The organism is Dechloromonas denitrificans, assembly GCF_020510685.1.
Lineage (GTDB): Bacteria > Pseudomonadota > Gammaproteobacteria > Burkholderiales > Rhodocyclaceae > Azonexus > Azonexus denitrificans_A.
The window spans coordinates 4,225,840-4,251,649 of sequence record NZ_CP075185.1; the positions used below are offsets into that span (position 1 = coordinate 4,225,840).

Sequence of the window (25,810 nt, forward strand, 5' to 3'; positions counted from 1 at the left end):
AACTCCGAGTCACAGCATGCACTTACCCGATAAAGCCCATCGCTAACGCTCTCTTGCCGCCTCATGCCATGCCTTTCTAACCGGAGGCAGCAGAAGGCGTCCTCTCATCTACTAACTTGTCCTACAACACATGGAAGATCACATTAACCACTTCCGTCACTTCGCCGATGTCGTTACCGCCTCACTACAGGCATCATCTCCGCAACCTCATTTACCATCATGCCGGGCAGGGTTGTTGGAGGCATTGCTCCAGAAGCCATCGTGTTTGCTGGGCGGTAGACAAATCGCCAGCTTGAATACGACAAGGCCTCGCTCGCAGCAGAATTGCCTCCGATGACCATCCCCGGACTCCCCACAGATGGCACCCCAAGTTTTCGCATGGGCACGCCTTCCGCCTCACTATAAACTCCGATAATTCGGCCCTGCTCAAGAATAAGCCCCCACTCAGGCACTCCTCGAAACGGATCCACGTAGAGCTTCCGCAGATGCCTAACTGGCCGCGGAAAACGTTGATCCAGCAAGAGATCGTTGAGGCTCTGAGGGTATTGTTTTGGACCTGATGGAGTAAATTCGTAGTAGCGTCCGATTGCCTGACTAAATTCATTTCCAACGAAGAGCAATTGAGCCTCTTTCTCGCGGAGCGCCGCAATGTGCCAAACCTCGCCCAGCCCCGCCAATACAACACCGACGATTACCATGGCAGCCAACAATAGCGGATAGTTGAATCCTCGTTGTAGCTTCCCGCCACGATACCGGGCGCTAGTATTCGGAATACAGAACGCCATCGTGCCCAGTCCCTGGTGCTTTGCTGTGAATGTCAAAAACCCCGACATCGCCATCGGATCCCACTGGCGGGACAATTTCCCAAGCCCCGTTAACCTCAGTAATCGGATCCACCGGAATTCGGCGGAGATAGCCCTTAGCCACTAATTCTTCGAGAGCGGCCGGATATTTGTTGGTATCTGCATGAAATTTGTCGATCGCATCGCGCATGACGCTCAGGTTTTGCTTGAGGGTCGTATCTTTGGCTTTATCGACGTGACTAAAGTACCTCGGCGCAGCAATCGACAACAGTATGGCGATAATCGCCATGACCACTAATAGCTCAATCAGAGTGAAGCCTCGCAGCGCCTGATTTTCCTTAGGGGGCATAGTTACCATTCACGATAAGGAACGCCGTTTAGCCCTATGCCGGGAGATAAGGAGTAGACATCAAATACGTCATCACCCTCCGCCGGTGCATCTGACGTGCTTACCGAACTACGTTTACCCCATGTTTCTGTAGCGGGTAGCGACTGGTCGGTCGTCAGTGGATCACGGGGCAAGCGACGCAGAAAAAAGAGTAGTGGTTTGTTTGGCTGCTTCACATCTGCGACACCAGCGACCAAGTCGTCGAGAGATCGGGGAAACCCTGATTCGCCAATTTTTTTCTCGACCCGCCCTTCATCGGCTGCTTTCTTATAGGCATCGAGAGCCGATCGGATCTGGCGCAGATCGGCACGCAGTTCCAACTCTCTTTCGCGCTGCGCAGCCAACTTCGCCACCGGAAAGGCCATAGAGGCCAACAGCCCTAGTATGGCAACGGAAACTGCTAGTTCGATCAGTGTGAACCCCCGGCACCATATGCCAGACGGCCGGCCTTTTCTGCGCATGACGTTGCCTGCCATCCCTTACTCGACGAAATTGATTGCCGTGGCCATGGGCGATGCGACAGGAATAAGATCACCCGTTTGAGTCGTGACGCGTACGGCACCAATTTGTATTGCCGACGATCCTGCCGCTTTCGCAATCACCTGGAAAGTAGCCGTTCCAGCCAGCGTGTTCGCATTTGCTCCGCTCAAGGTAACTTGCACCTTTCCTGGCTGACTTGCCGCAGGACTCCGGGCCAATAGCTGTCCCGGATCGAAGGAAAGCTCGACGCTACCTTCACGCCCTCCAGTCGAAGTCGGCACACTGATCTGGACCGTCACGTCACCCTGCAGCTTGGTTTGCTCGGTGACAGACACGTTGAGATTGGCGACACCATCGATGGCCGGTTGCATACTGGCGCCGACGGGAGCTTTCGCAGCACCGCGCGAGGCTTCCGGAATGACGGGATCCATCCCCGCTGATTGCGCGAGAGGGCCTGACGATGTGCCGCCTCCGACCGTTGGTATCGATATTTGTGCTTTTGATCGCAGGAAGATCGGTGCCTGACCGACACTCGACTCTGTTCCGGCGACAATCGTCAAGCTATCGGGATCAGGACGGTTGATGTTCCGCACAATCCGAGGGGTGATGAGCAGAACAATCTCGGTCTTGTTTGCTTCGTCATGATTCGACCCAAACAACCTGCCCAGAAGAGGCATATCTCCCAAACCGGGTATTTTCTGGGCAGAATTTCTCTCTTCGTCGCTGATCAACCCCGCCAATACCTGTGTTTCCCCATTCTTCAACCGCAACGCTGTCGCAGCGGTTCGGGTACCTACTTGAAAGGCAGTACTACCCTGAGGCCCTAACACTTCCTTGATCACCGAACTAACTTCCAAACTAACTTTCATGGAAACCTCATCATCCAAGTTTATCAGCGGCTCAACCTCAAGTTTCAATCCGACGTCGAGGTAATTAACCGCCGCAGACACGCCAACGTTGGCCGTCGAGGTCGTGGTAAATACCGGCAATCGTTCACCGATATGAATCTTCGCCTTCTCCTTATTCCTAACGCGGATACGAGGATTGGCCAACAGATTAGTGTCCCCCGTATGTCTTTGAAGATTCAGAGTTGCCACCGGGTTCGGTACAAAGGCCGTCAATCCACCACCTTTAAGCTTTGCGACCGCCTCTCCCCCCATCAATCCATAGCGGATGACCTCTGGAAACTCGATACCCAACTCCATCATCCGGGTCCGGGAGATTTCCAGAACCTCCACTTCGAGCATCACTTCAGGATCCCCCATATCGGCTGCCGCAATCAGCGCTTCGGCATAGCGCACCGCATCAGGTGTGTCCTTGAGGATCAGGAGGTTGAGTTTGTCGTCGATATATACATCCTTGGATTTCACCATGCCCTTGATCAAGGTTTGAGCTTGCTTGGCTTCCAGATTGGTCAGATAGAAGACGCGGGAAACTAGATCCTGATAGTCCTTCTGCTTCGCTGGCGTATTGGGATAAATAAGAATCGAGCTGTCATTCAGCACTTTGCGTTCCAACTGGTTGGTCGTCAGGATCAAGCGCAATACATCCTCGATCGTGCTGTCACGAACATAAACGGTAATTTTCAGGTCCGGGCGAACATCCTTGTCAAAAATGAAATTCACTCCGGCATATCTGGACAGCACTTCAAAGACGCTGCGGAAATTTGCATCACGAAACGCCAGAGAAATGGGCTTATTTAGCAAAGAAGGGGCTGAGGCCGAGCTCGACGGAGATTTTGTGGCATCGGTTTTGATCTTACGGATCGCCTCTCGGGCCAAGCCATGCTTGGGATCAATCGCCAAAATTGAACGAAACCGAGATTCTGCGGCCTCGGAGTCGCCATTTTTCAAGAATATGTCACCATCCGCGTAGAGTTCTCCAGCACGTTTTTGCAACGCAAGCTGATCAAGCCCTTGGCGCGCCCTAGCATTGCTTGGATCGAACCGCAACACCTTGATGTAGATCTCTTCACTCTCAGAAACAAAGCCCTTTTCACGCGTTGACTCAGCGGAATGGAGCAATCGGTTGATGACGATATCGCGTTGACGAAATACCTGCACCCTAACTTCCCGATCATCGGGGCGTTCCCGTAAGGCTTGTTCAAGCTTGACGAGAGCTTCTTCGTAACGCCCCTCCGCCTGATGCGCTTTGCTCTCCTGAACCAAGCGAGAGGGGGTGCAGGCGCACACAAGTAGCACACCGGCAAAAAGAAAAACACTTCGCATGGGAATCATCAATTATCAGAACCGCAAGAGTTGAGTTTCGTTAAGGGGGAGATAAATCAACGTAGCGCCTTCGGATGAAATTCTTGCCACCCGGTATTGCCCGACAGTCTCACCCTCACGCAATAAAAAGCTTTCCGTATCGTTCTCGACAAATGCCACCACTTTGTTGCCCTCTTGGGCATTGCCGATAAACCGGAACGGAAGCGGCGGTGCGCTCGGCTTTGGTGGCGGCTCTTGAGCGGGAGGCGGCGGAGGCGGCTGCCAGTTCTTTGACGCGAACGCATCTGTCTCTTCACCCGAGACTATTGATCGCCAAGCCAATAGAACCTGGTTCAACTCAGGGGCCGTAGGCAGCCCATCCTTGCGATTGGTGCCAGGCTTCTTCGTAACGCGTACCGAATCCGACGAGGGGGTACGTGTCTTTTTAACGTTTGGCATGTCGTCACCATCGACAGACCAGAAAGTAGCGACCAAGGCAGCACTAAGGAATAATCCTAAAATCCATTGTCGGCGCCCCATCACCTGCTCCGGTGATAGAAGGCCAGTCGCAACTGGGCTTCTATGGTTGGCGCCAATACGCTATCGCGCTTGATCGTGCACTCGACAAGTGCCAGTGACGGCCACTCATTCATGATCTCGGCGAGCCACCGACGTAGTTGGGGGTATGCCGCCCGCACCTGCAACGAGACTTCATAGCGTCCCAGAGAAGTTCCGGCAACTGGCGTCTCGCGATAATCAGCCATGGTCAGGTCGAAGCCAGCTTTGCCTGCTGCGTCATGCACCGATTTGAGAACAACAGAAACTTGATCGGGAGCCGGGAACTTTTGGTAATAATCGGGCAAGCTGGGAATTGCATGAGCTGCGACGGATTGCGTCGCGGCGAAGGTCTTGAAGCGATGCCGCAGATCGTCGACATGTTGGGCGGTCGTCTCCGCTTCTCGCATCGAGTACAGTGCGGCGCCCCAAATCATGGCTGCCGCAAACAACATCGTGGCGCCGACCCAGGCGGCAACATCCATGCGGGCTGCCAAGGCTCGCCCAAAATGGGGAAGAAGTCTGAGGAGAGAAGGTCTGGACATGACTTATTGGGCGAGGATCGAAAAGCCCAAAACCCTGACCGCTCCCACCATACGATATTCGTGATGCGTCATATCGACACTATGGAAACCCGCCGGGCCCTTAAGTCGCGCGGCAAAACCAAGGGCATCCTCCAGGCTCTTCGCCTCACCGAGAATTTTCAGCCGGCCAGCCTTGGGTTCAGGTTGCAGGCTGAGGATTGCCACCTCATCGCTCAGTGAGCGCTCTACTGTCAGGAATTGCTGGTTCAACGGGTAGGTCAACTCATCGGCCAACACCTGGAGCGAACGCCACTCGACCGGATCCATCTTAACCACGGAGGGTTGAGCGGAACGAGACAGCTTGCTGAGTTGACCATCTAGATAAGCCACCTTGCTTTCGTAGCGCTCAACACGATCCACAGCATCGAGATAATCGGCGGCCGCCGCCAAGAGTGCGGCACCTCCCGTGAGCAAGAGAACCAATCCAAGACTGGAGACTCTGCGACGGCGGCGCTCAAAATTGATCGACAGAAATTCACCGGAGCGTCCAAAGGGGGTTATCAGTACGTTCACGTCAGGCAGCCATGGCGATCAGAATTTCCGGAGAAGAATTGGCACCGGCCCGAATAACTCTTTCAGAATCACCCCACTGGTCGGAGTCCTTACCGCACACAACGATCGGCAGCGCATCATCGGTGATGCCCATCTGCATTTCTTCCCGGCGAACTAGCTCAAGGGGTTCGAAGCCACCACCAACTGCCTGATTGCGGACTATCTGCCAGCCCCGAAACCCCGTCTCCCCTATTCCCGAACGCCAAAGTCCGCAGACTGCGCGGAATTCATCGGCGGCAACCCACCAGAAGTCCTTTGCCAAGATTGACGGCCGATAACGATTCAACGAGGCGACAAAGAAGGGCTGGATGGATTCGATTCTGAGGCCTCGCTGCCCGGCCGTTTCGTGAATCGCCAGATCAAGCGCTTTGGGCATTCGGCAGGCCATCACATTGCGCAGCGGCCAGGGCTGCTCCATGGCAACCATCCAATCGTCTACTCCACTCGGCACCTCCTGAAACACTGCTCGGGCATAGCATTCCCATTGGCGACATCCGCTTATCGAAGGATCCCAAGGCAATGCTCGATAGCCGATCCAAGCATCGGACAAGAGTATTCTTAGCCGCCGGCGCTTGGCCAGTGGCTGGTCGAGGAGATCTCCCAACCCCTTTATCACCGACTCCCAAGACAACCCAGCCGACCCACCGACGATCAAAACCCCCCTCTCGCCGTTGCCTGCCCCCCCTCCGGTCGCCACAAACTCAATTCGATTGGGGAACAACGCTATTTGAAGGACACCCCCGCGAAACTTATTCCACCAGCGTGACACGATTCAGCTCCGCGAGGTTGGTTTCTCCATGACGCACCAATTCCAGACCCGCTTCACGCAAGGTTCGCGTCCCCTTGCTTTGGGCTACCATCTTGATCTGTCGAACAGGCGCCCGCGTGGTAATAAGCTCCCGTAGTTCATCATCGAGCACCAGCAACTCGGCAACAGCACGTCGACCACGGTAGCCAGTTCCCCTGCACTGACCGCAACCGCGACCTACTCGAAAATCGAATCCTGTCGAATCGGCGATTGCTGATGCGTTCAGTTCTTCGGCGGACAGTTGCTCCCGCTCCGAGCAATGGGGACAATTGATGCGCAGTAGGCGCTGGGCAACGACGCCGTTCAGGGCGGAAACAAAATTGTAGGGATCGACCCCCATATGCATGAAGCGACCGATGACATCAAAGACGCTATTGGCGTGCACCGTGGTGAAGACGAGATGACCGGTAAGTGCCGCCTGAATCGCAATCTGGGCGGTCTCGCCATCACGAATTTCGCCAACCATAATCTTGTCTGGGTCGTGCCGGAGAATGGACCGTAGCCCCCGGGCGAAGGTCAGCCCTTTTTTCTCATTGACTGGAATCTGCAGAATGCCGTTTAGCTGGTACTCCACCGGATCCTCGATAGTGATGATCTTGTCTTGGCCCTTGTGAATTTCACCCAGCGCTGCATAGAGGGTCGTGGTTTTGCCGCTGCCGGTGGGCCCTGTCACCAACAGCATGCCGTATGCCTCGCTCGCCAATCGGCGAATTCCGGTTAAGGCCTGAGCATCGAATCCCAGGCTGTCGAGACGCAAACCGGCCACTTGGTCAGCAAGATGCTGCTTATCGAGGACGCGCAGCACAGCATCTTCACCGTGGATACTCGGCATGATCGAGACTCTAAGGTCGATCTCACGCCCCTTTGCCGCCACTTTGAACCGGCCGTCCTGAGGTACGCGGCGCTCGGAGATATCCAGCTCGGCCATCACCTTGATCCGAGAAATCACTTGCTCGGCTAGCTCTCGGCCGGCCACGCTGCCGGCACTGGTCAACACGCCATCGACCCGGTACTTGATAGCGATACCAGATACGGTTGTTTCCAAGTGAATATCGCTGGCACCGGTTTTAAAGGCATCGTAAAGAGTCGAGTTAACCAGTCGAACGATCGGGCTGGTGTCCTCGTTGATGCTGCGAATCGAGAGATCTTCCAGAGAGGAATCTCTCACTGCAGAGACCGGTTCAGTCAGCAGCGAATCAACCGCGCGCAAGCGCTCTTCATGCTTGGCAAGGCAAGCGGCGATACTCTCTCGCCCCGCCATGGCAAGCGTGTAGGATTCGCTCAAACACTCATCAGCCCAGTCCTGTACGCGCCGGTCAAAAGGATCCCACACTGCCAGAATCAAACCGACAACTGGATCCCTGAAGAGGACAACCTCCCGATGCAAACAGTCGGCATACGCCATCGACTCGAAGGCCGGCGTGCTATCGCGCAAATTCGCCATATCCATAAATGACAAGCGCAACAAGCGGGCAACACCACCTAGCCAGTCATCGTTTGGGCTGGGACCGTCACCGACGAGAATACTCATCACCGAGCGACCGGTCTCTCTGGCCACGCGCCGGGCCTGCACGATGTCGTCGCCGGTAATCGGCGAGGTCACTGTTTGATCCATGATCTTAGTGGATACTTTCGGCGAGTTGGAAGATCGGCAGGTACATCACGACGACAATGCCGCCAATCAAGAGTCCCATCAGGAGCATCAATGCGGGGCCGATCAGTTTCCCGAACCACTCCCCAAGACGAGCCATCTCCTCCTCATGGAAGCTTGCGATACGCTCCATCATCACGCCCATGCCGCCACTACGCTCACCAACCCGCAGCATCCGGTATGCCATAGGCGTTGTCAGACCGTTCACAGTCATCGCCTCCGAAACCAAGCCACCAGCCCTGATGCTTGCCGTAGCCAGCAGTAGCTTGGCTTGTAGCGCCTGCGAGAGTAGTCCTTTGACTAATTCGAGGGCTTGAATGACAGGGATTCCGCCCAAGAGCAACATCCCAAAAGTACGATAGAAGCGGGACAACTGATATACGCGCAGGCGCTCGCCAAACCAGGGAAGTGCCCAAACCTGGCGAACAAGCCAAGCCCGCACATCCTTGCGTTGCAATACCGCCGACAGGCCGACGATCGACAGTGCCAGGCCACTGGCAACGACCAGCGCATATTTTTCCGCAAACTGTCCCCAAGAAAGTAGCAGTCGTGACATCAACGGCAAGTCACCACCGATGTCTTCGAAGATATGAGAGAAGCGGGGTACGACGTAGCCCAAAAGAAACATCACGACCAAGCCCCCCACCGCAATCAAGATGAGCGGATAGGCGGCAGCACTAATCAGGCGGTTCCGAATGGTCTCCAGCTGGCGCTGATAGGCAATGTATCGCTCCAGTGAGCCCTCGAGATCACTTGTCCGCTCCGCTGCACGGACGCTAGCCACATACAAAAGCGGAAAAACCTCTGGTGCTTCGGCCATGGCCGAAGACAGTGGAAGGCCTTCGCGCAGACGAGCAACCAGACGGCCAATCACCCCATGCACGAACCGGTTCTGCTCTTTCTCAGCCAGTGCCTCCAAGGCCTCGAGCAATGGAAATCCGGACGTCAGCAATGCGGACAATTCCTGATTGAAAAATATGAGCGGAAACTTGGCGCGACCACTGCCCGACCCAAAAGTCAGCGTGGATGCCGACACGTCCAAGACCGAAAGCCCTTGCGCGACGACAGCCGCCCGGGCGCCATCGCCATCAACTGCCTCGATAGTTAATGTGCATATACCGGAACCCGGTCGGAACGCCTTTATCTTGAAGCGCTGCATGGAATCGTCAGTTCTCCATCACCAATTCGTGATGTCGGCATCTTCGCCGTTTCCACCAGGTTGCCCGTCCTTGCCATAGGAAAGCAGGTCAAAATCGCCATGCTCACCGGGTTGACGATAGATATAGGGATGTCCCCACGGATCAGGCGGGACCGCCTTCTTCAAATAAGGCCCTGACCATTTTTCATCATTGGATTGGCGCTCCGTCAAGGCCTGCAGACCTTGTTCCGTCAATGGGTAATGCCCGGTGTCCAAACGGTATTGGTCCAACGCCTTCTCCAGGCCATCGATCTGGGCACGGGCCGCCTTCACTTCCGACTTTCCAATCTGAGAGAAATAGCGCGGGCCAACATAACCAGCCAGCAGCCCGATAATCACCATGACCACAAGCAATTCAAGTAGGGTGAATCCGCGCATGCGCGAAAGCAGCAAGCCCATCGATTCGTTACCATTTGCCGGTTTGCTTTCCCCAAGTTTCTTATGATACATATACGATCCACCTGTCATACTGATCGAATTCTAATGCCAATAGTCAAATCCACGGTTATTTTCCTAGCTGCAGTCTTCTTCGTTGCCAGCTCGGCCCAGGCGGCTTGCACTATCTCCGGCAAGGATGCCGGATCCACCCTTGAGTGCGACCCTCAAACCATGAGCAAGGCGAAAGAGCCTGCCAACAGTCGTCCACCTGCATCTGGTTCCGGTGGTGTTTTCGTGGCGCCCGACAGCCCGGCAGGGAAGATCTCGGCAGATCCCTCCGCGCATTCAAAAGATGGCTCCCTGCGCTCACTGACGGCAGAAGAAAAAGCCGCCCTGGAAAGCTCCCTGCCGCGCAAGTAATTTCCCCTACTTCGGCGTACCCATCTCCCTCTTCCGCCGCCCCGCTTGGGGCGGCGTTCTTTTGTCAGCGCTGCACACCAATCAGGCGTCCCATTTCATCGTAAGTAAAGGTCACCGGCGCCGCGGTAGTGGCACCGACCGTCACGTTTATTGGAGTGGAATCAGTCGTCGCACCCTGATTGTCATAAGCGCGGGCGGCAAAGACGTAGGGGCCATCCGGCAAGCCTGACACGCTTAAACTGTAGGGAGCCACAGTTACCGTGCCGATCAACACCCCATCACGGTAGAACTCGACCTTGCCGATCGTTCCATCCGGATCCGATGTCGTTGCAGTGAGCGGCACCGCTGCTGCCGAGGCAAAGATCGCATAATTCGCAGGCGTAGTGATCGCCACCACAGGCGATCGATTGACGATGACATTGACCACCGACGAGGTTGTGCTCACACCCTCGCCATCATAGGCTTTAGCTGTGAAGGCGTAGCTTCCACCTGTCAGCCCGGAAACCTGAGCAGTATAGGGTGACGTGGTCACTGTGGCGATCAAGGCTCCTCCTTGGTAGAACTCGACCTTGGACACCGAGCCATCCGGATCACTCGCCGTCGCTGAAAGAGTGACATTGCCCGGTGCAGGCAGCACGGTATTGTTGGCTGGGGCAGTCAAGCCGACGACCGGCGGCAGATTTCCGGAGACATTGATGGCAACGGCCGAAGAGGTCACGACCGCACCGCGACTGTCATAGGCTTTGGCCGAAAGCGTGTAACTACCGGCCGCCACGGCATTCCAGGCAAAGGTGTAGGGAGCGACCGTTACTGTCCCCAGTAGCGTTGCACCGTTGTAGAACTCGACCTTGCTGATGGTGCCATCGCTATCCGCCGCATTGGCGGTCAGGGAGATATTCGCCGGAGGCGTAAAAGTCGCGCCATTAGCAGGAGCGGTGATTGATACTGTGGGCAAGGCGTTAGAGATCAAGGTCACCGGAGTACTAGTCGTAACGCTTCCCTGATTGTCGTAAGCTTTCGCCGCCACGGTATAAGTACCTGCGGCCACGGCATTCCAGGCATACGTATAAGGCGCAGCCGTCACTGTTCCAAGCAGCGTTGCACCGTTATAGAACTCCACCTTGCTGATCGTGCCGTCGGTATCCGCTGCGGCCGCCGTCAGGCTGAAACTGGCCGGCGCCGTGGCCACCGTATTATTGGCTGGTGCCGTCATACTGACCGTCGGCTTGGCATTGACGATCACGGTCGTCGTCGAGCTGGTGGTGATCGCACTGCGGTTATCGTAAGCCTTGGCCGTCACCGCATAGGTGCCTGCGGCTACTGAACTCCAGATATAGGTGTAAGGAGTAGTCGTCACCGTTCCGATCAGCGTCGCTCCGTTGTAAAACTCCACCTTGCTGATTGTTCCATCGCTATCCGTAGCACTCGCGGTCAAGGTAATTGCCGCAGGTGCATCAAACACCGCATTGCTGACCGGGGCTGTGATGCTGACCGCGGGCAACGCATTGGAGATCAAGGTCACACCGGCACTGGTGGTTGCCGCACCACTATTATCGTAGGCCTTCGCGGTGACGGTGTAGGCACCTGCCGCCACCCCGCTCCATATGTAGGTGTAGGGTGCAGCCGTCACGGTTCCAAGCAGCGTCGCCCCATTATAGAACTCGACCTTAGAGAGGCTGCCGTCTGCATCAGAGGCGGTCGCCGTCAGCGTAAAGACGGCCGGCGCCGTTACTACCGTGTTATTTGCCGGGGCCGTAAGGCTTACCGTAGGAGCATTGTTGGCTATCAGGGTAACGGCACTGCTCGTGCTCACTTCCCCGCGATTGTCGTAGGCTTTGGCTGTTACGGCATAGGTGCCGGCGGCAACCGCGCTCCAGACGTAGGTATAGGGTGCGGTGGTGATGGTACCGAGCAGCGTCGCACCATTATAGAACTCGACCTTGCTGATCGTGCCATCGGCATCCGCTGCGGTTGCGGTCAACGTGAAACTGGCCGGAGCAGTTGCTACCGTATTGTTGGCCGGGGATGTCATGCTGACGGTCGGCAGAGTATTCGCGATCAGCGTCACCGCGGCACTGCTTGTCGAACCACCAAAATCATCATAGGCCTTGGCAGTGATCGTATAAGAGCCTGCCGCCACGCTGTTCCAGGCGAAGTTGTAAGGTGCGGTGGTTACCGTACCGATCAGGGTGGCGCCGTTATAGAACTCCACCTTGTTGATCGTGCCATCGCTATCGGCTGCCGAGGCGCTGAGAGCGAAGCTGGCCGGTGCCGTCTGCACAGTATTGGTAGCTGGCGCGGTGATGCTCACCGTCGGCAACGTATTCACTTTCAGCGTAATGGCAGTCGACGTGGCCACCGCACTACGATTGTCATAGGCCTTGGCGGTAATACTGTAGGTGCCCGAGGGAACGCTGGCCCAAGTGTAGTTATAAGGCGCAGCGGTCACCGTACCGAGCAAGGTGGCACCGTTATAGAACTCGACCTTGCTGATCGTGCCGTCGCTATCGGCCGCGCTGGCGCTCAGTGTCACGTTGGTGAGCGGTGCCACTGTCGTGTTGTTGGCCGGCGCCGTCATCGTAACGGTCGGCAGGGTATTGGCAATCAGCGTCACGGGAGCGCCGGTCGTCGTGCCACCAGCGTTATCGTAAGCCTTGGCAGTGACCGTATAACTGCCTGCAGCGACGCTGTTCCAGTTGAAGTTATAGGGTGCAGCGGTCACGGTCCCAAGGAGTGTCGCACCGTTGTAGAACTCAACCTTGCTGATCGTGCCGTCACTATCGGCTGCAGTGGCGCTCAGCGCGAAGGTCGCGGGGGCCGTGACTGTTGTATTGGTGGCTGGCGCCGTGATGGCCACAGTTGGCAGCGTGTTGGAGACCAGCGTCACCGGTGCGCTAGTGGTAACCGCATTGAGGTTGTCGTAAGCCTTGGCAGTTACGGTGTAGGTTCCCGCTCCAACTGCGTTCCACGTGTAGGTATAAGGTGCGGCGGTGACGGTGGCGAGCAAAGTCGCGCCGTTATAGAACTCGACCTTCGAAATACTGCCATCGGCATCGGCCGCGGTGGACGTCAACGTGAAAGTGGCAGGAGCCGTCACTACCGTATTCGTGGCCGGCGCCGTGATACTCACCGTCGGCACTTGATTCGTCCCCACCGTGACCGTCGCTACGGACGAAGTCACTACCGCATTCCGGTTATCGTAGGCCTTGGCTGTCAGGGTGTAGGTCCCGTTGGCCACAGCATTCCAAGCGAAAGAATAAGGAGCCGTCGTCGCCGTGCCGAGCAGGGTCGCGCCGTTGTAGAACTCCACCTTGCTGATGGTGCCATCGCTATCCGAGGCGGATGCCGCCAGGGAGATGTTGGCGGGCGATGTAAATGTGGCGTTATTGGCCGGCGCAGTCAGGCTCACCGTCGGTAAAGTATTGGAAATCAGCGTCACGGCGGTGCTGGTCGTTGCCGCGTTGAGATTGTCGTAGGCCTTGGCGGTAACGGTATAAGTGCCGGCGGGAATGTTGCTCCACGTATAGTTGTAGGGCGCCGCCGTCACCGTTCCTAGCAGGGTCGCACCGTTGTAGAACTCGACCTTGCTGATCGTCCCGTCCGTATCGGCGGCACTTGCCGTCAAGGTTGCGCTACCGGGCGCGCTGACCACCGTATTGTTGACCGGCGCCGTGAGGCTAACACTCGGCGCCAGGTTCGCCGGAGCGGCAGCCACGGTAATGACCACGGCCGAGCTAGTGGTTGAAATCCCGACGTTGTCGTAGGCCTTGGCCGTCAGGCTATAGCTTCCCGCCGCCACATTGCTCCAAGCAAAAGTGTATGGGGCTGTCGTCGCCGAACCAAGCAGTGTTGTCCCGTTGTAGAAGTCGACCCTGGCAACGCTCCCGTCGGCGTCGGCGGCAGAGGCCGAGATGTTGACAGCAGCCGGCGCCGTATAGGCGGCATTGTTGGCAGGCGCAGTGATGCTGACTGACGGTGGCACCGTGACAGCAATGGGCACCCCAGCCGAAATCGTTCGGGCACCTTTGTTGTCATAGGCCCTTGCCGTCACGGTATAGGCGCCAGCAACATTCAGCGCCATCACCGCATTGAATGGTGCGGTCGTCAGCGTGCCGAGATAAATATTTCCGGTCACACCGTTTACGAAGAATTCGATGCGGCTGATCGTTCCATCCGTGTCGCCGGCAATGGCCGACAGGGGGAAGGCTTGCCCTACGGGATAAACCGAATTGGCATTAGGCGCAGTGATCGAGACAGTGGGTGCCACATCAGTCGCATCCGTCGGCATAACAGTAATGGACACCGCCGCGCTAATGGTCGAAGCGCCCTGGTTGTCCCAGACCTTCACCGTCAAACTATAGGTTCCTGCCACCAGATTCGTGACCGACAAGCCGTAGGGCGGTGCATTCTGTGCAGCAGCAAGGGCGGTTCCAAAATAATACTCAACACGGTTGATCGTGCCGTTGGCATCGGCCACCACCGGGAAGATCGAGAACGAAGCCGGCGCCATGAAATTGGCGTTGGTGGTCGGATAGCCGATGGACGCCGTGGGTGGCGTGTTGACCGTATTAGGTGCAAGCACCGTCACGGTCACCGCGTTGGAGGTCGTGATCAGGCCGCCGCTATCGTAGACCTTGGTGGTCAACGTGTAGGTGCCGGCTGCAACATTGTTCCAAGTGAGGTTGCCACCACCGGCAAATGTCCCCGCCAACGTGGCACCAATATAGAGTTCGACCTTTGAAACCGGCCCTTCCACATCACTCGCTACCATGTAGATAGGAATCGCGGCGGGCGCCAAATAAGTCGCACCGGTAAACGGATAGCTGATGGCGGCCGTCGGCGGCGTGTTGGTCTGGGCAAAAACCGGCAGCGCCAGAAGCCAGGCACAGAGCAGGAAGACGAATTGGCGAAGCCGGTTGGGTGTTTTCATGTTTCCGTCCCTGATACGGTATTCACAGTAGGGGTTTTGAAGGCAATGTTGTGTTGAATTGGGCCAACGGGGCGGCCGATGTAATTAGCTTTATTGGAGGGACAGTCATCAATCACAAACGCAACGGATCCGGATTTCGCTAGAGCGCGAGCCGGATAGGGCGCGGGAGTGAAGAATTTTGAAATCATACTTTGGCTGTTTTATTTAAATGGGCTAAAAATTAGGTTGTTATTTGTGTTACTGCGGTCGACTGGAAAAACTGGCTAATTGGCGTAGAAAATAAAATATCTCTAATCCCTTTGGTTAATCTATTACCAAATCGAATTCCCGCGGAGATTGCTCCGCTATAGTTAGTCGTTTTCCGCTCTCAAGAAGACCGAAGGCCTTTGGGCCAACATAGAAAGCTTTAACTTTCCGAAATTTCTTTTTAATGACCGAACTAAATAGTTTGATCAAAGCCAGCGACTGAACTGAATTTGAGGCGGTGCCTACGCGCCCGTGCAATAAAATATTCCCGTTATCCCAAAGGCCTGCTGGCGTGAAAGTCACGCTATCAGGATTATTCAGTTGATCCACACAGTACCGAGCAATACCTGAAGAGCCAACCAACGGCAAAACGACAAAGGCCGTTTTTCGCTCAGAGACCAAATAGGATTCGCAGACAGACGAGGACCCAACGTTGGCTATCCCAAGGTTAGGAATCTCTGCCGCTGACCCAAAGCTATCAACCGTTGGCTCAAGAAAATTCCCCATACGGTAGTATGTTAACTGCGCCTTCTTTTCCACCTCGTCGATAACACAAAGCAGATCTTCTTTAAGGGCAAAGAATAGAATTTGTTTCATTTAATTTTTGGAATCAGAATTAATTGGTCGTTAGGAAATGCTGCCTGAATTCTAGCCGCAGCCGCAGCCTCAGCTTGCGTAGGAGTAAACCCGTCAGCTCGCGTGCTGATAGTCTGGATGCGGACCACAGATGAACCATTTGTAGCGGTAATATCCACAAAACTACCTCCCTTTGTGGACCCTCCCGGACCGGGAATCCATTGTTCTGAAGCTCGCCCAGCCCCCCCTGTAATAACATACCCTTGATCAATGTAGTCTTTCGCAATTCCATCGTTCTGTACGCGTGTACTGTTACCCCCCCATCGACCGCCAGAACCAGACAAATATCGATCAAGCAATCCAGGCTCTCTTCCCACATTCGATCCACCGCGACCTACGGAAAGGAGAATGCCCAGCACTTCAACATTGTTAGTCCTATTCTCAGAGAGCCCATCCAGACCGGCATTGATAAGCGCTTGATCGTTAGTAACTGCGCCAACACCAACTGCAGCAAGGCCACCGAATGCTTTACCAACAGTAACTGCAGGTGAATTATCCCAAGTTGACTTGGCCGTATTGGAAAGCGTTTGATAACTTGAACTAACAAAGTCGGTGATCGTGCCCATATAAGAGCTCGCATCCGCCAGTAATACTGGCGATTGCCTAATCAGGCCTGTTGGGTCGATATAGTTGATTGGGTTATTGCCCACATAGGCGTACTGATTGACACCACCCTGTAGCCCAATCGGATCGCGCTGACTAAAGCGGGCCATTGCCGGGTCGTAATACCGTGCCCGGTAGTACACCAGCCCCGTCGCATCCGGCTCGCGTCCGGTGTAACCGTAGCGTTCAACATTGCCCAGCTTGGCGCCAGGCAGACTATTGCCCCAGCTATCAAACATCTGCGTACCGACCACCGTACCGTTGCCATCGGTCACGGCGACAGCGCTGTTCTGGCCGTCCTGGTGGTAGAAGAACTTGTCGTAGCCGCCGCTGGTGTTGCGGGTGTAACGCACAACCGGGTTGTCGGTGTTCGGGCCATGGGTGGTGAAGGCCTTGGGCTTGTTCCAGTCGTTTTCGTATTCAGCAACGATGTCGGCACCGTTGTAGAGGTAGAAAGTGGTGCTGCCGTTGCTGGTCTTCCGGATACGTCGGCCCTGGTCGTCGTAGCCGTAGGATTCATTGGCGCCGTTACCGACAGCTTGAACCAGGCGGTTGTCGGCGTTGTATTGCAGGCCGAGCACGCTGCTGCCGCTACAGGTGGCGGCCGTGGCGGTAACCGAACCGCCTTCACATTTCTGGGTGAGGTTGCCGGCTTCGTCGTAGATCAGGGCGCCGACCAAGGGGCCGGTGGCGCTGCCGTTCCGGATTTCCTTCAACTGGTTGACGCTGTCGTGCAGGTAGGCGGTGACGTTGCTGCCATCGGTCTTGCTGATGCGGTTGCCCAGGGGATCGTAGCCGTAGGCAAGGGTTTGCACCGGCTGGGTGAAGGCGCCGACCTTGTCCTTGGCGGTCTGTTTGCGACCCAGCGGGTCGTAGGTCAGATCATGCTGGGTAAAGGTGGTGTATTGGCTGGTGCCGAAGTTGTAGGCGCTGTTCTTGATTTGCGCGACGGTGTTGTCAGCGTTGTAGGCGTATTCGGTGGTGACGCCGTTGGCCAGCCACTTTTGCCTGAGGCGGGCGCCTTGGTCGTAGATGTAGGCAAGATAGCTGTCCTGGCTGTCCCACAGGGTGGTCAGACGACCGACGGCATCATAGCGGTAGTCGACAACGCCGGTGTCGGTGCCGGTCATGCGGTTGAGACGACCGCCGGGGCTCCAGGTATAGGCCAGGGTCTTGTTGCCGCGGCTGTCGGTGAGGCTGGCCAGGCGGTGGGCGGCGTCGAAGGTGTAGCTGTAGCTGACTTCCGGGCTTTGGGCCAATGTGACCTGGCCGAGGGCGTTGCGGATATAACTGACGGTGCCGGCGGCGTTCTGGCGGGTTTTGAGGACACCGCCGTAGCCGTAGGTCATCGTGGTGATCTGACTCTTCGGATCGGTGGCCTGGGTTAGGTTGCCGTTGTCGTCATAGCGGTAGCGCCAGAATTTGCTGGCGGCGTCTGTTTCCCGGATTTTTTTGCCGAAGTCGTCGTAGGCGTAGGCTTGCTGGACGGCGACGACATCGCTGGACGGGGTGAGGCCACCCGCGTCGGTGCGACCGGCGGCGACCTGGGTCAGGTTGCCGAGGCTGTCGTAGCTATTGACGGTGACCGGGCGGATGCTGCCGTAGGTGATGTCGGTATAGGCCGGACCGACGATGCGGGTCGGGCGGTTGAGTTCGTCGTAGGTGGTGAGCGTGGTGCGCCCGGAGTTGTCGGTGACGGTGACGGTGTTGCCGTTTTCGTCATAGGCGTAGCTGACCCAGCGACCACCGGCATCGGTGACCTTGGAGAGGCGGCCGTTCTGGCTGGCGTCGTAGTAATCGTAGGTGGTGGCCGTGCCATTCGGGCTCATGATCTGGCGCGGTTTGCCTTCGATGTCCAGGCTCTTGCTGACAGCATTGCCTTCTTCGTCGAAGGCGCGGATGACACGGTGCATCGGGTCGTAAATAAAGGCGACCCGGTAGCCATCTGGATTAACGACCTGCACGACGTTGCCGGCGGCATCGTAGGTGTAGGCGGTGGCATTGCCGGCCGCATCGAGGCTGGTGGTCTTGCGATCCGACATATCGAAGATGGCGGAGGTTCTGTCGGCCAGTTTATTGGCCGTGTTGGCGGCCAGGACCAAGCTTTGTTCGATCAGGTTGCCGTTAGCATCATATTTGAAGTCGCGCCAGTTGCTGAGGGCATCGGTGGCTCGGGTGACACGACCGACCGCGTCGTACTGGGCCTGAGCGGTGTACCAGGCGCCAGTGAGGCTGGTGGTGGGACGGCCGTAGGCATCGTAGATCTGGGTCGGCGAGGTTTTGGTCACCACGCCATCGCCGTTGACGTCGCCGTTGCGGCTGATGGTGGCGACGTTGAGCTTGTTGGTGTCGTAGTTGTAGGTGACCGTCGGCCCGGCCTTGCTGGCGAAGTCCTTGACCTGCTTGACGGTGGCAATGTTGCCATAGACGTCGTAAGTGTTGATCGACTGGGCGACAAGTTCGCTGGTTCCGGGGTTGTAGGTCGCTGGATCAACGGCGGCACCCAGGCTACTCTTCAAGACTGAGCTCTGCGTCAGATTGCCTTTGGTGTCAAACTGGCTGAGGGTGTAGTTGCCGCGCGGATCCTTGATCTTCCCTGCCTGACCAAAGCTCGTGTAATTGGCGTAAACCACAGTCTTGGTTGACGGCAGCGTCATCTGAGTGACGTTGCCGCTGGCGTCGTAACTGTATTGGGTCGTGTAGCCGAGGGGAGAAGTCTCGATTGTCTGCTTGAACGGATGGCTGGCATCACCATAGACGTAGGTCTGCTCACCACCGTTTTCCTGAACGATTTTCTCGGAATTGCCGTTCTTGTCGAAGAAGAAGATGCGCGTATCGCCACGCTCGTTGACGCTGCGGGATTCACGACGGAAATCGTTGTAGACGAAGGTATTGGCCTCGCCCTGGCTGGTGGTGTGACGCAACACCTTGCCGTTGGCGTAATACTCGAAGTTCATGCTGTTGCCACGCGGTAGGGCGTAGCGCTGCATGGCATGGTCGATCTGCCCGCCAACATAATAAGTGTAAGTCACCGGCGACTGCGATCCGGCAATGGCCAGCGGATTCTTGTAGGTACTCAGGTTGCCGGCACCATCGTATTCATAGCGATGTACGGTGCCGTTCCAGTCGGCAACTTCATAGATGCGGCCATTACCATCGTGCTTAAGGGTGAGCGAACGACTCAAAGCATCGCTGACCAAAAGATTCGGCCAGGCAGCATAGGAGAGCGTCAGCGTATTGCCGTTGCGATCGGTCACCGAAAGCAGGCGGGCTTTCTGATTGGTGTTGGTAGCCGTACCGTTGATAGCCTCGAAAACGTAGGTCAGGCCGTTCTTTTCGCGAATACTGTAGAAGCCATCGGCACGACGGGTGAGGGCCTGGTAGACGCCGGGCTGGGCACTCAGGGTGGTGCCGACGGTGATGTTGCCGCTGCTCTGGGCGGCGGTTTTGTAGAATCGCTCGGCACCGCTGCCGTCAACCCAGGTAACTTTGGCTTCGCCGGTTTCAACCCCCTTGAACAGGATGTATTGATTGAAACTGTGGGTCCAGCCGAAGCCCAACGGGCCATCCTTGGGCGTTTTCGAGTTGTAGGTACGCTCGAAAATGATGGGCAAGCCCCGGCTCTTGATGACGATATCCCGCTCGCTGTGTACGAGGTTGCCGGTCAACATATTGACTGGGTCGCCGGCCGTGGTGATGGACGTACCAACCCCAAGAGATGACGTAGGCGTACCGCCGAAATTGTAGCTAGCAACCAGATTGCTCAAGTAATTCGCATCGATGTAGCTAGTTGCGAAGTCATAAAGAGAGCTAACCGATGGCGAGCTGAGGAGCCCATAGCCACCGTTGAACCCCCCGGCAATGGTCATGGTGATGGAATTAGGAGTGTTAGATTCATAAATGGCCCCGACCCACGGTGCCGAAGCACCATCTCCTGTATAGGAAATCGTCTTGGAGGGGGCATACACGAAGGCCCCGGCTATAAAATTGCCGTTCTTATCTTTTAGACTTTGCGTGATAGTTGCCTGATAACCCCACATGCTTATATCCATCAAGGATAAATAGTCAGCAATGTTCGATTGCCTCAGGGTCACCATGGGAATGCCCGTTTCGCGAGCGAACTGAATGCCTCTAACCGTTGAAACAGCGTCCAGACGTGCCGTTTCCTGCCAAATGTAGTGCTCGTAGGCCGAACCTGCATATAGGGAGAGACGGAATTGACCGGCGTTCTCCGCCAGGATGGACGCCACATCGGTGGCCGTAGAAGTCAGCTTGACCAGACGCTTGTTACTGCCGGAAACGTCCACCAAGGTTCCACGCAATGATGTTCCATAGGCAAGATCGAATAGATAGCTGACTCGCGCCTTCGACTTCGACAGACCGAGGTGAACCCACGGCTCATCGGAAAAGCCGTTCAAGGCAGCGAGATAGCGCTGGGAATCACTCAGGTAACGGGCGTACTTCAAACCAGCAGTAAAGAGAAACTCACCTTCTGTAGCATCCTGATCAGTCAAGGGCGTGGGGTTGGCACGAACGGCGGCCAGCAGCTTGCTCGCCCGATCCGCCAGCATGCGATCTGAGCCCTGCAATGCATATACGATAAGAGCGTTATAGTCCGCAGCATCGGTCTTGCGCGTCGTCTGGTTGATCAATGTCGGATCAGACGATGCTGAAATTTTCGACACCAGTATCGGATCAGGTATCCAGACCTTCATGGCGATATCGTGACTGGTCGAACAGAGAGTCACCGAATTGCCGACGGCGACTTCAACCCCATCAATTTTTAGGACCGGCAGTACATTCACGTTACAGGGTGCCGCTGCGGTATTGTTTTTCCAGGCATCAAGCGCCGTTTGATCCGCGGGGGTAGCCCCCTTGAAGGAGTGAGTGATTCGCTTGAAGGCCAAATCGGCGACGGCATACTGCTTGCTGATGCCCAGAGAGTTTATGCTGACCTGAACCCGGTGGGTCTCGGGAATGGCTGCGACTTCCGAAGGACCGCCGAGGTTGTCCCACGAATCGTACTGATACACCTCATAAGGCAACGAGGCGGGCAGCACGTCGTAGTCCCGTTTGACCAGCGTACCGGTATAAGGAACGTCGGCTAGCGTATTGTTGCCATAGCGTGGCGCCATCGACTTGATGGCCGAATTGACTTGCTGGGCCATTTTCTCATGAGGCAAAACGTTACTTCGCGTCGCCATGTAGCCGTTGTAATCAAAGCTGACGTTATGGGCGATGCCGTTTTGATAGACCAGTTCCTTGAAGCTGGGATCAAGAGGGGACCAACGACTGCCGGTAGTGTCAGAGCGCGTTCCTCGATAGTTGGTATATGGCACGCAAGCCTCGATCCAGACATGCGATATCCGCACTCCCGGTGCCCCAACAAAATACGTGGCAGTCGGAAACGCGCCTCTCGCAAATATCTGGGAAGCTGCGTTATCCGTTTTGGCGCCCACCCATCGTCTACCACGGTCATCTGAAAACTGGACCTGTCCTCGTACATAGCGCGCGGGGATATTTGAAGCTCTCAACAACGAGGCCAGAAGCGATGCCTGATCCATCGGCCCGCCAGCCTTGCTCCAGAGAGTCCCCATCGCCCCTTTCGTGGAGCCCCAGTAGGGTTCGAACTTGATCTCGTTGTATACGTAGCTATAAATTTTCCGAACATCAAAGTCCAGACTCCGTGCCAGATCCTTGATTTCCTGATTGAGCGGAGCATCCGCAGTCGCAGCCAGATCGCTGGCGGCATATTCACAACTCGTCGTTGCTTCGGGGGGTATGGGATCCGGAATGCCGTTGCCGTTGTAGGCGTACATGACCGGCCGACTCTGATTTTTCGCGATGACATACTGCGGCAACGCCCGACTGGGAACGCCGGGCGTCGATGGCGCGACATCCCGATAGCGCTGCTGCGGCTGATCAGGCAAGACCGCATTCTCACGGGCAATAACTTGGCCGTGGAGTCGGAAGATAAGCTGTTTGGCATCGGCCACAGCCTTTCTGAAACTTGCGTCATCACCAGATTTTTGAATCTTGGCTAACGCGGCAGATAGGCTGTCGAAGCGCTCATTCAGCGCCTTGTTAACGGTATTGCCAGACTGCCCTGCTTTGGAGACAGGCGATCCGCCAAAGCTATTCAACACCTCACCCTTCAGAACAGCAAACTCCTTAATCTGCCCATCTACAAGCATTCGCCCTTCGGCCGAGGTTTTCGCTGAAGCGCCGCCCACTGCCTGAAGTGAAGCATCCAGCGAATCGATCAACTGGCTTGTTTTCGTCAAGGTATGCTGCAAGCGGTCGGCAACCGGATGAATCTTGGCACGCGCCCGCATACTGCCAACGACGGCTTGTACGACTTCGTCGGATAGCGGTGCTGGATCGCGGTGCTGGAACTCGGAAGCTTGCGAAGTTGTACAAACCGCAAGAGCCAAGGAAAGACTGGCGAGTCGAGTCAGCACGGACATGTTGGGTTCATCCTGTTTCGTATTCGAGGCATGAGCAGGCCCGAGCGCCAGACCGGCGCAACGGGTTCGCTAGCAAGTGGGATTCAGTTAATCTGGGGGGTGATTCCGGGCACGATATTGCCGTTCGAGTCAAATGCCTTGACCGCTCCAAACGCCAAACCTGTCACGCCGCCCGCAACATAGAATTTGAAATTAGCCATGCTGGCCAGATTGACGCCGTTGGCCGGCGTCAGAATCACTCTGATGGTCGAGCCATCATCCCACCATGACAGACTCTTGACATCCCCTCGCGGATTCACGACCCAGGGCTTACCAACGGCAGGCGTTCGCGTCAGGTCTATCTGTATGCCATAAGGAATAGTGGCACCGGCAAAGGTGATCGTCTTGATGTCAGCACGCTCCAGGTTCGCAGCCATTTCGGTAGAGAGCGTAGTACTGCTATTGTTTTGCTGCAGCGGATTTGCCCCACCGACGCCAGGAATAATGTCGATAGTCATGGGAACTGCAGTAACCGACGTATTGAACTGATCTTTTACGACAATACTGGCTGTACCAGTCACCAGCGTGGCGGGCAGGTTGAGCACCAGGATCGTTTGGCTAAGATCTTTGTCATAGTTTGTTACCACAGACTCGATGTTGGCCCCATACAGATTGGCATTGACCCCGAGCGACTGGTTTGTTTCCGTTCCTACAATCAAGCGCGATACGGGGTCCGGATAGAGATTTGCCACGGCACGCACGTTGGGATCGTTCGGTGGATAGGTAAAGGTCGCTGAATTGGCCCCGGTGATCACTACCGTCGTATTTTGCCGAGCAAGGCTCTTCGCCCATCCGAGTGGCAATGCAACCGTATCTCCGGCGCGTGCTGCCGTCGTAAACGCACGCTGACCGGCGCAACCACTCAGAACCAAGATCAGACCCAGTAGCACCAAACTGCTTATAGCTCTCATAACTCCCCCTTGATCCGGGTCAACAACGATTGAAAACGGTGATCCAGCAAAATCAACGTAGCTTCAGCAATTTCCTGGCAATCCAGGCAACATCAGAGGCATCGATAACGCCATCTGGGTCTGTATCCGGAGCCACATCGCCAGCAGCAAGTTGTGCCACCGTCGGCGCCATCTTTCCAAGAGCGATCTGCTGTGCAAGGATCACGTCCGCCAGATCGACCTTGCCATCGCCATTTAGGTCGCCGGTTCCGGGAGTTCGACGGATGACGGTAATCAGGCCAAGTGTCGGTCGCGTAATTTGAGGAGCACCGCTATCAGTCGACGCGTACTGGAAAGTGTATGACCCAAGTTGGCTCGGAACTCCGGAAATCAGGCCAGATGACGACAGTGCCAAGCCAGGTGGTAATGCCCCGCCGATCAGATTCCATGTAAATGGGGAGATGCCGATCGTCGAAGTTAAGGTGTAATTGAACGCCTGATTGACCGTAGCACTAACCGAAAGAGCCAAGGGAGTGGTTGTCCCCGGTTGCGTATTTCCGTTGCCCTTATCAGCCAAGGAACGAGCATCGGCAATCGTCGGATTGGAACCCAGGATAACCTCCACCTCATCCGGAATCCCATCGCCATCCGTATCCAAGGGCTGCGTCGCCAATGTGGCGAGTTGTTCCAGAACCAGCCCAGTCTGCATCGGCTCATTACCCCAAGAACCGTTGGCATCCTGCCTCGAAATCACATAGTCGATCAGACCGGGAAGCGCAGCATCGCTTGGTCGGGCTGCCCGGATGCCCTGATATGCCAAAGCAGTCGAAAAAATGGTCGAAACACCTTTTTCACCAACTCCGCCGTCACCATTTTTTTGGGAGAGGAGCCAATTCGCAGCATTCTGAACAGCAGTGGTAATTGTGTAGGAGGAGGATCCACAGGCATTTGTATCCCACCCAAATTTTGCGCGAACGGCATTGAGAGCAAGCAGCGTCATCGTCGTCGGCAGTACCGCGCCGCCAGACGCCGAGGATGGCGTCGTGGCAGCCACTGTCGCAGGAATATGAGGCCACCCACCCGCGGCGCTCTGCACCGGAAGAATGTTGCAATAGACCGCATTGCCCAATTCGGAAAGTTGGGTTCCATAGGAGAACGGAACTGTCGCCAGAATTGCCAATCCCGTATCCGAAAAGCTTGTCCCATACTGCGGATAGGTACCCCAAATTGACCTGGCCGGGTAAGTCTTCCAGGTCAATAGTTTGTCGTGTTGAGCATTCAGGTTTGCAAAGGGAACCACCTTGGCCCGTATCTGGCGGGCCAAGGCATCAACGCTCTGTGCATCCGCATTTCCGAGCCAAACCCCGGCGTTGTTCACCGGAAACCCCTTGACCCCCGCAGCCAGCAAACCAGCTGCAGTCTGCGCGGTCACGGAAATATCAGCGCCCTGACCACTGCTCCAGTTGCCATCGCCCTTCTGCTGGGTAATCAACCAGACTGCCGCTTTTGTTCTGGCCGTATCAATTTGGAGCTGAGTCGCTGCATGGGCGCATTCAGCCGCCGCCAGCATAGCTAGCCCAGCCAGAGCTATTCTCTTCTTATCCAAGAACCTCTCCCCCGCTCCAGCGTGACAGTTCCACCGTCACTCCACCCAAATGTATCGATTGGCTACAGAGAGATTCCCCTGAATCAACCCCAACTATTCTCTTACCATTTTTAACTATCGCTTCTTGGGTCAATACGCTCCTACACGCACGACCCAAGCATGGCTGTTACCTACACCATCAGTTATGCAAACCGAATGTACTCGAAGTAAATTGCAAATGGAATACAACAAACGTCATATCCCGTGTGAATTTTTCAATATCTATATTTGACTTTTGGCGTGCCTCACTCAAGGCCAACGGCATCCAGATCAGCATGGACGGCCAGGGCTGAATCGCCCCGGATTTAGTGGAGGCTCTAACTCTTGAGA

At 55.9% G+C, this 25,810-nt stretch carries 17 protein-coding genes; 1 reads left to right on the forward strand and 16 read right to left on the reverse strand.

Annotated elements, in window-relative coordinates; genetic code table 11:
• Positions 1–173: 173 nt before the first annotated feature.
• The 11 genes from KI611_RS20075 to gspG all read right to left on the reverse strand — a co-directional run bounded on the left by KI611_RS20075 (position 174) and on the right by gspG (position 9,625).
• Positions 174–785, reverse strand: coding sequence for a type II secretion system protein (locus KI611_RS20075; RefSeq protein ID WP_226417418.1), 612 nt, complete (start codon positions 783–785; stop codon positions 174–176).
• A complete protein-coding gene (locus KI611_RS20080) occupies positions 760–1,152 on the reverse strand; it encodes a prepilin-type N-terminal cleavage/methylation domain-containing protein (protein WP_226417419.1) in 393 nt (130 codons plus the stop codon). The genes KI611_RS20075 and KI611_RS20080 overlap by 26 nt, the downstream gene beginning before the upstream one ends.
• A gap of 2 nt (positions 1,153–1,154) precedes the next feature.
• Positions 1,155–1,667, reverse strand: coding sequence for a type II secretion system protein (locus tag KI611_RS20085; protein WP_226417420.1), 513 nt, complete (start codon positions 1,665–1,667; stop codon positions 1,155–1,157).
• A 3-nt stretch (positions 1,668–1,670) separates the two neighbouring features.
• Positions 1,671–3,908 (reverse strand): secretin N-terminal domain-containing protein, encoded by a 2,238-nt coding sequence (locus tag KI611_RS20090; protein WP_226419954.1) that lies wholly within the window; start codon positions 3,906–3,908, stop codon positions 1,671–1,673.
• Positions 3,909–3,914: 6 nt separating this feature from the next.
• Positions 3,915–4,418, reverse strand: coding sequence for a hypothetical protein (locus KI611_RS20095; protein WP_226417421.1), 504 nt, complete (start codon positions 4,416–4,418; stop codon positions 3,915–3,917).
• Entirely contained in the window at positions 4,418–4,918 is a 501-nt protein-coding gene (locus KI611_RS20100) for a hypothetical protein (protein WP_226417422.1), read from the reverse strand. The genes KI611_RS20095 and KI611_RS20100 overlap by 1 nt, the downstream gene beginning before the upstream one ends.
• Positions 4,919–4,981: 63 nt before the next feature.
• A complete protein-coding gene (locus KI611_RS20105; protein ID WP_226417423.1) occupies positions 4,982–5,530 on the reverse strand; it encodes a hypothetical protein in 549 nt (182 codons plus the stop codon).
• A 1-nt stretch (position 5,531) separates the two neighbouring features.
• Positions 5,532–5,987: a hypothetical protein gene (locus KI611_RS20110; RefSeq protein ID WP_226417424.1), complete on the reverse strand. Its 456-nt coding sequence runs from the start codon at positions 5,985–5,987 to the stop codon at positions 5,532–5,534.
• 331 nt (positions 5,988–6,318) lie between these two features.
• Positions 6,319–7,980, reverse strand: a complete 1,662-nt coding sequence (locus KI611_RS20115; protein WP_413463984.1) for a GspE/PulE family protein — start codon at positions 7,978–7,980, stop codon at positions 6,319–6,321.
• 16 nt (positions 7,981–7,996) lie between these two features.
• Positions 7,997–9,187 carry a type II secretion system F family protein gene (locus KI611_RS20120; protein ID WP_226417426.1) on the reverse strand — a complete coding sequence of 397 codons (1,191 nt, stop codon included), beginning with the start codon at positions 9,185–9,187 and terminating at the stop codon, positions 7,997–7,999.
• A gap of 18 nt (positions 9,188–9,205) precedes the next feature.
• Positions 9,206–9,625, reverse strand: a complete 420-nt coding sequence (gene gspG, locus KI611_RS20125) for a type II secretion system major pseudopilin GspG (protein ID WP_226419955.1) — start codon at positions 9,623–9,625, stop codon at positions 9,206–9,208.
• 84 nt (positions 9,626–9,709) lie between these two features.
• Between gspG and KI611_RS20130 the strand changes: the two genes are divergently transcribed.
• Complete coding sequence (locus KI611_RS20130; protein ID WP_226417427.1) at positions 9,710–10,024, forward strand: hypothetical protein; 315 nt, start codon at positions 9,710–9,712, stop codon at positions 10,022–10,024.
• Positions 10,025–10,088: 64 nt separating this feature from the next.
• On the opposite strand, the gene KI611_RS20135 is transcribed toward KI611_RS20130, so the two are convergent.
• The 5 genes from KI611_RS20135 to KI611_RS20155 form a co-directional block, all read right to left on the reverse strand.
• Positions 10,089–14,954 (reverse strand): beta strand repeat-containing protein, encoded by a 4,866-nt coding sequence (locus KI611_RS20135; RefSeq protein WP_226417428.1) that lies wholly within the window; start codon positions 14,952–14,954, stop codon positions 10,089–10,091.
• A 303-nt stretch (positions 14,955–15,257) separates the two neighbouring features.
• A complete protein-coding gene (locus KI611_RS20140; protein ID WP_226417429.1) occupies positions 15,258–15,797 on the reverse strand; it encodes a hypothetical protein in 540 nt (179 codons plus the stop codon).
• Positions 15,794–22,906 carry an RHS repeat-associated core domain-containing protein gene (locus KI611_RS20145; RefSeq protein ID WP_226417430.1) on the reverse strand — a complete coding sequence of 2,371 codons (7,113 nt, stop codon included), beginning with the start codon at positions 22,904–22,906 and terminating at the stop codon, positions 15,794–15,796. The genes KI611_RS20140 and KI611_RS20145 overlap by 4 nt, the downstream gene beginning before the upstream one ends.
• Before the next feature lie 83 nt (positions 22,907–22,989).
• Positions 22,990–23,835 (reverse strand): hypothetical protein, encoded by an 846-nt coding sequence (locus tag KI611_RS20150; RefSeq protein ID WP_226417431.1) that lies wholly within the window; start codon positions 23,833–23,835, stop codon positions 22,990–22,992.
• A 73-nt stretch (positions 23,836–23,908) separates the two neighbouring features.
• Entirely contained in the window at positions 23,909–25,441 is a 1,533-nt protein-coding gene (locus KI611_RS20155; protein WP_226417432.1) for a putative Ig domain-containing protein, read from the reverse strand.
• Positions 25,442–25,810 lie beyond the last annotated feature (369 nt).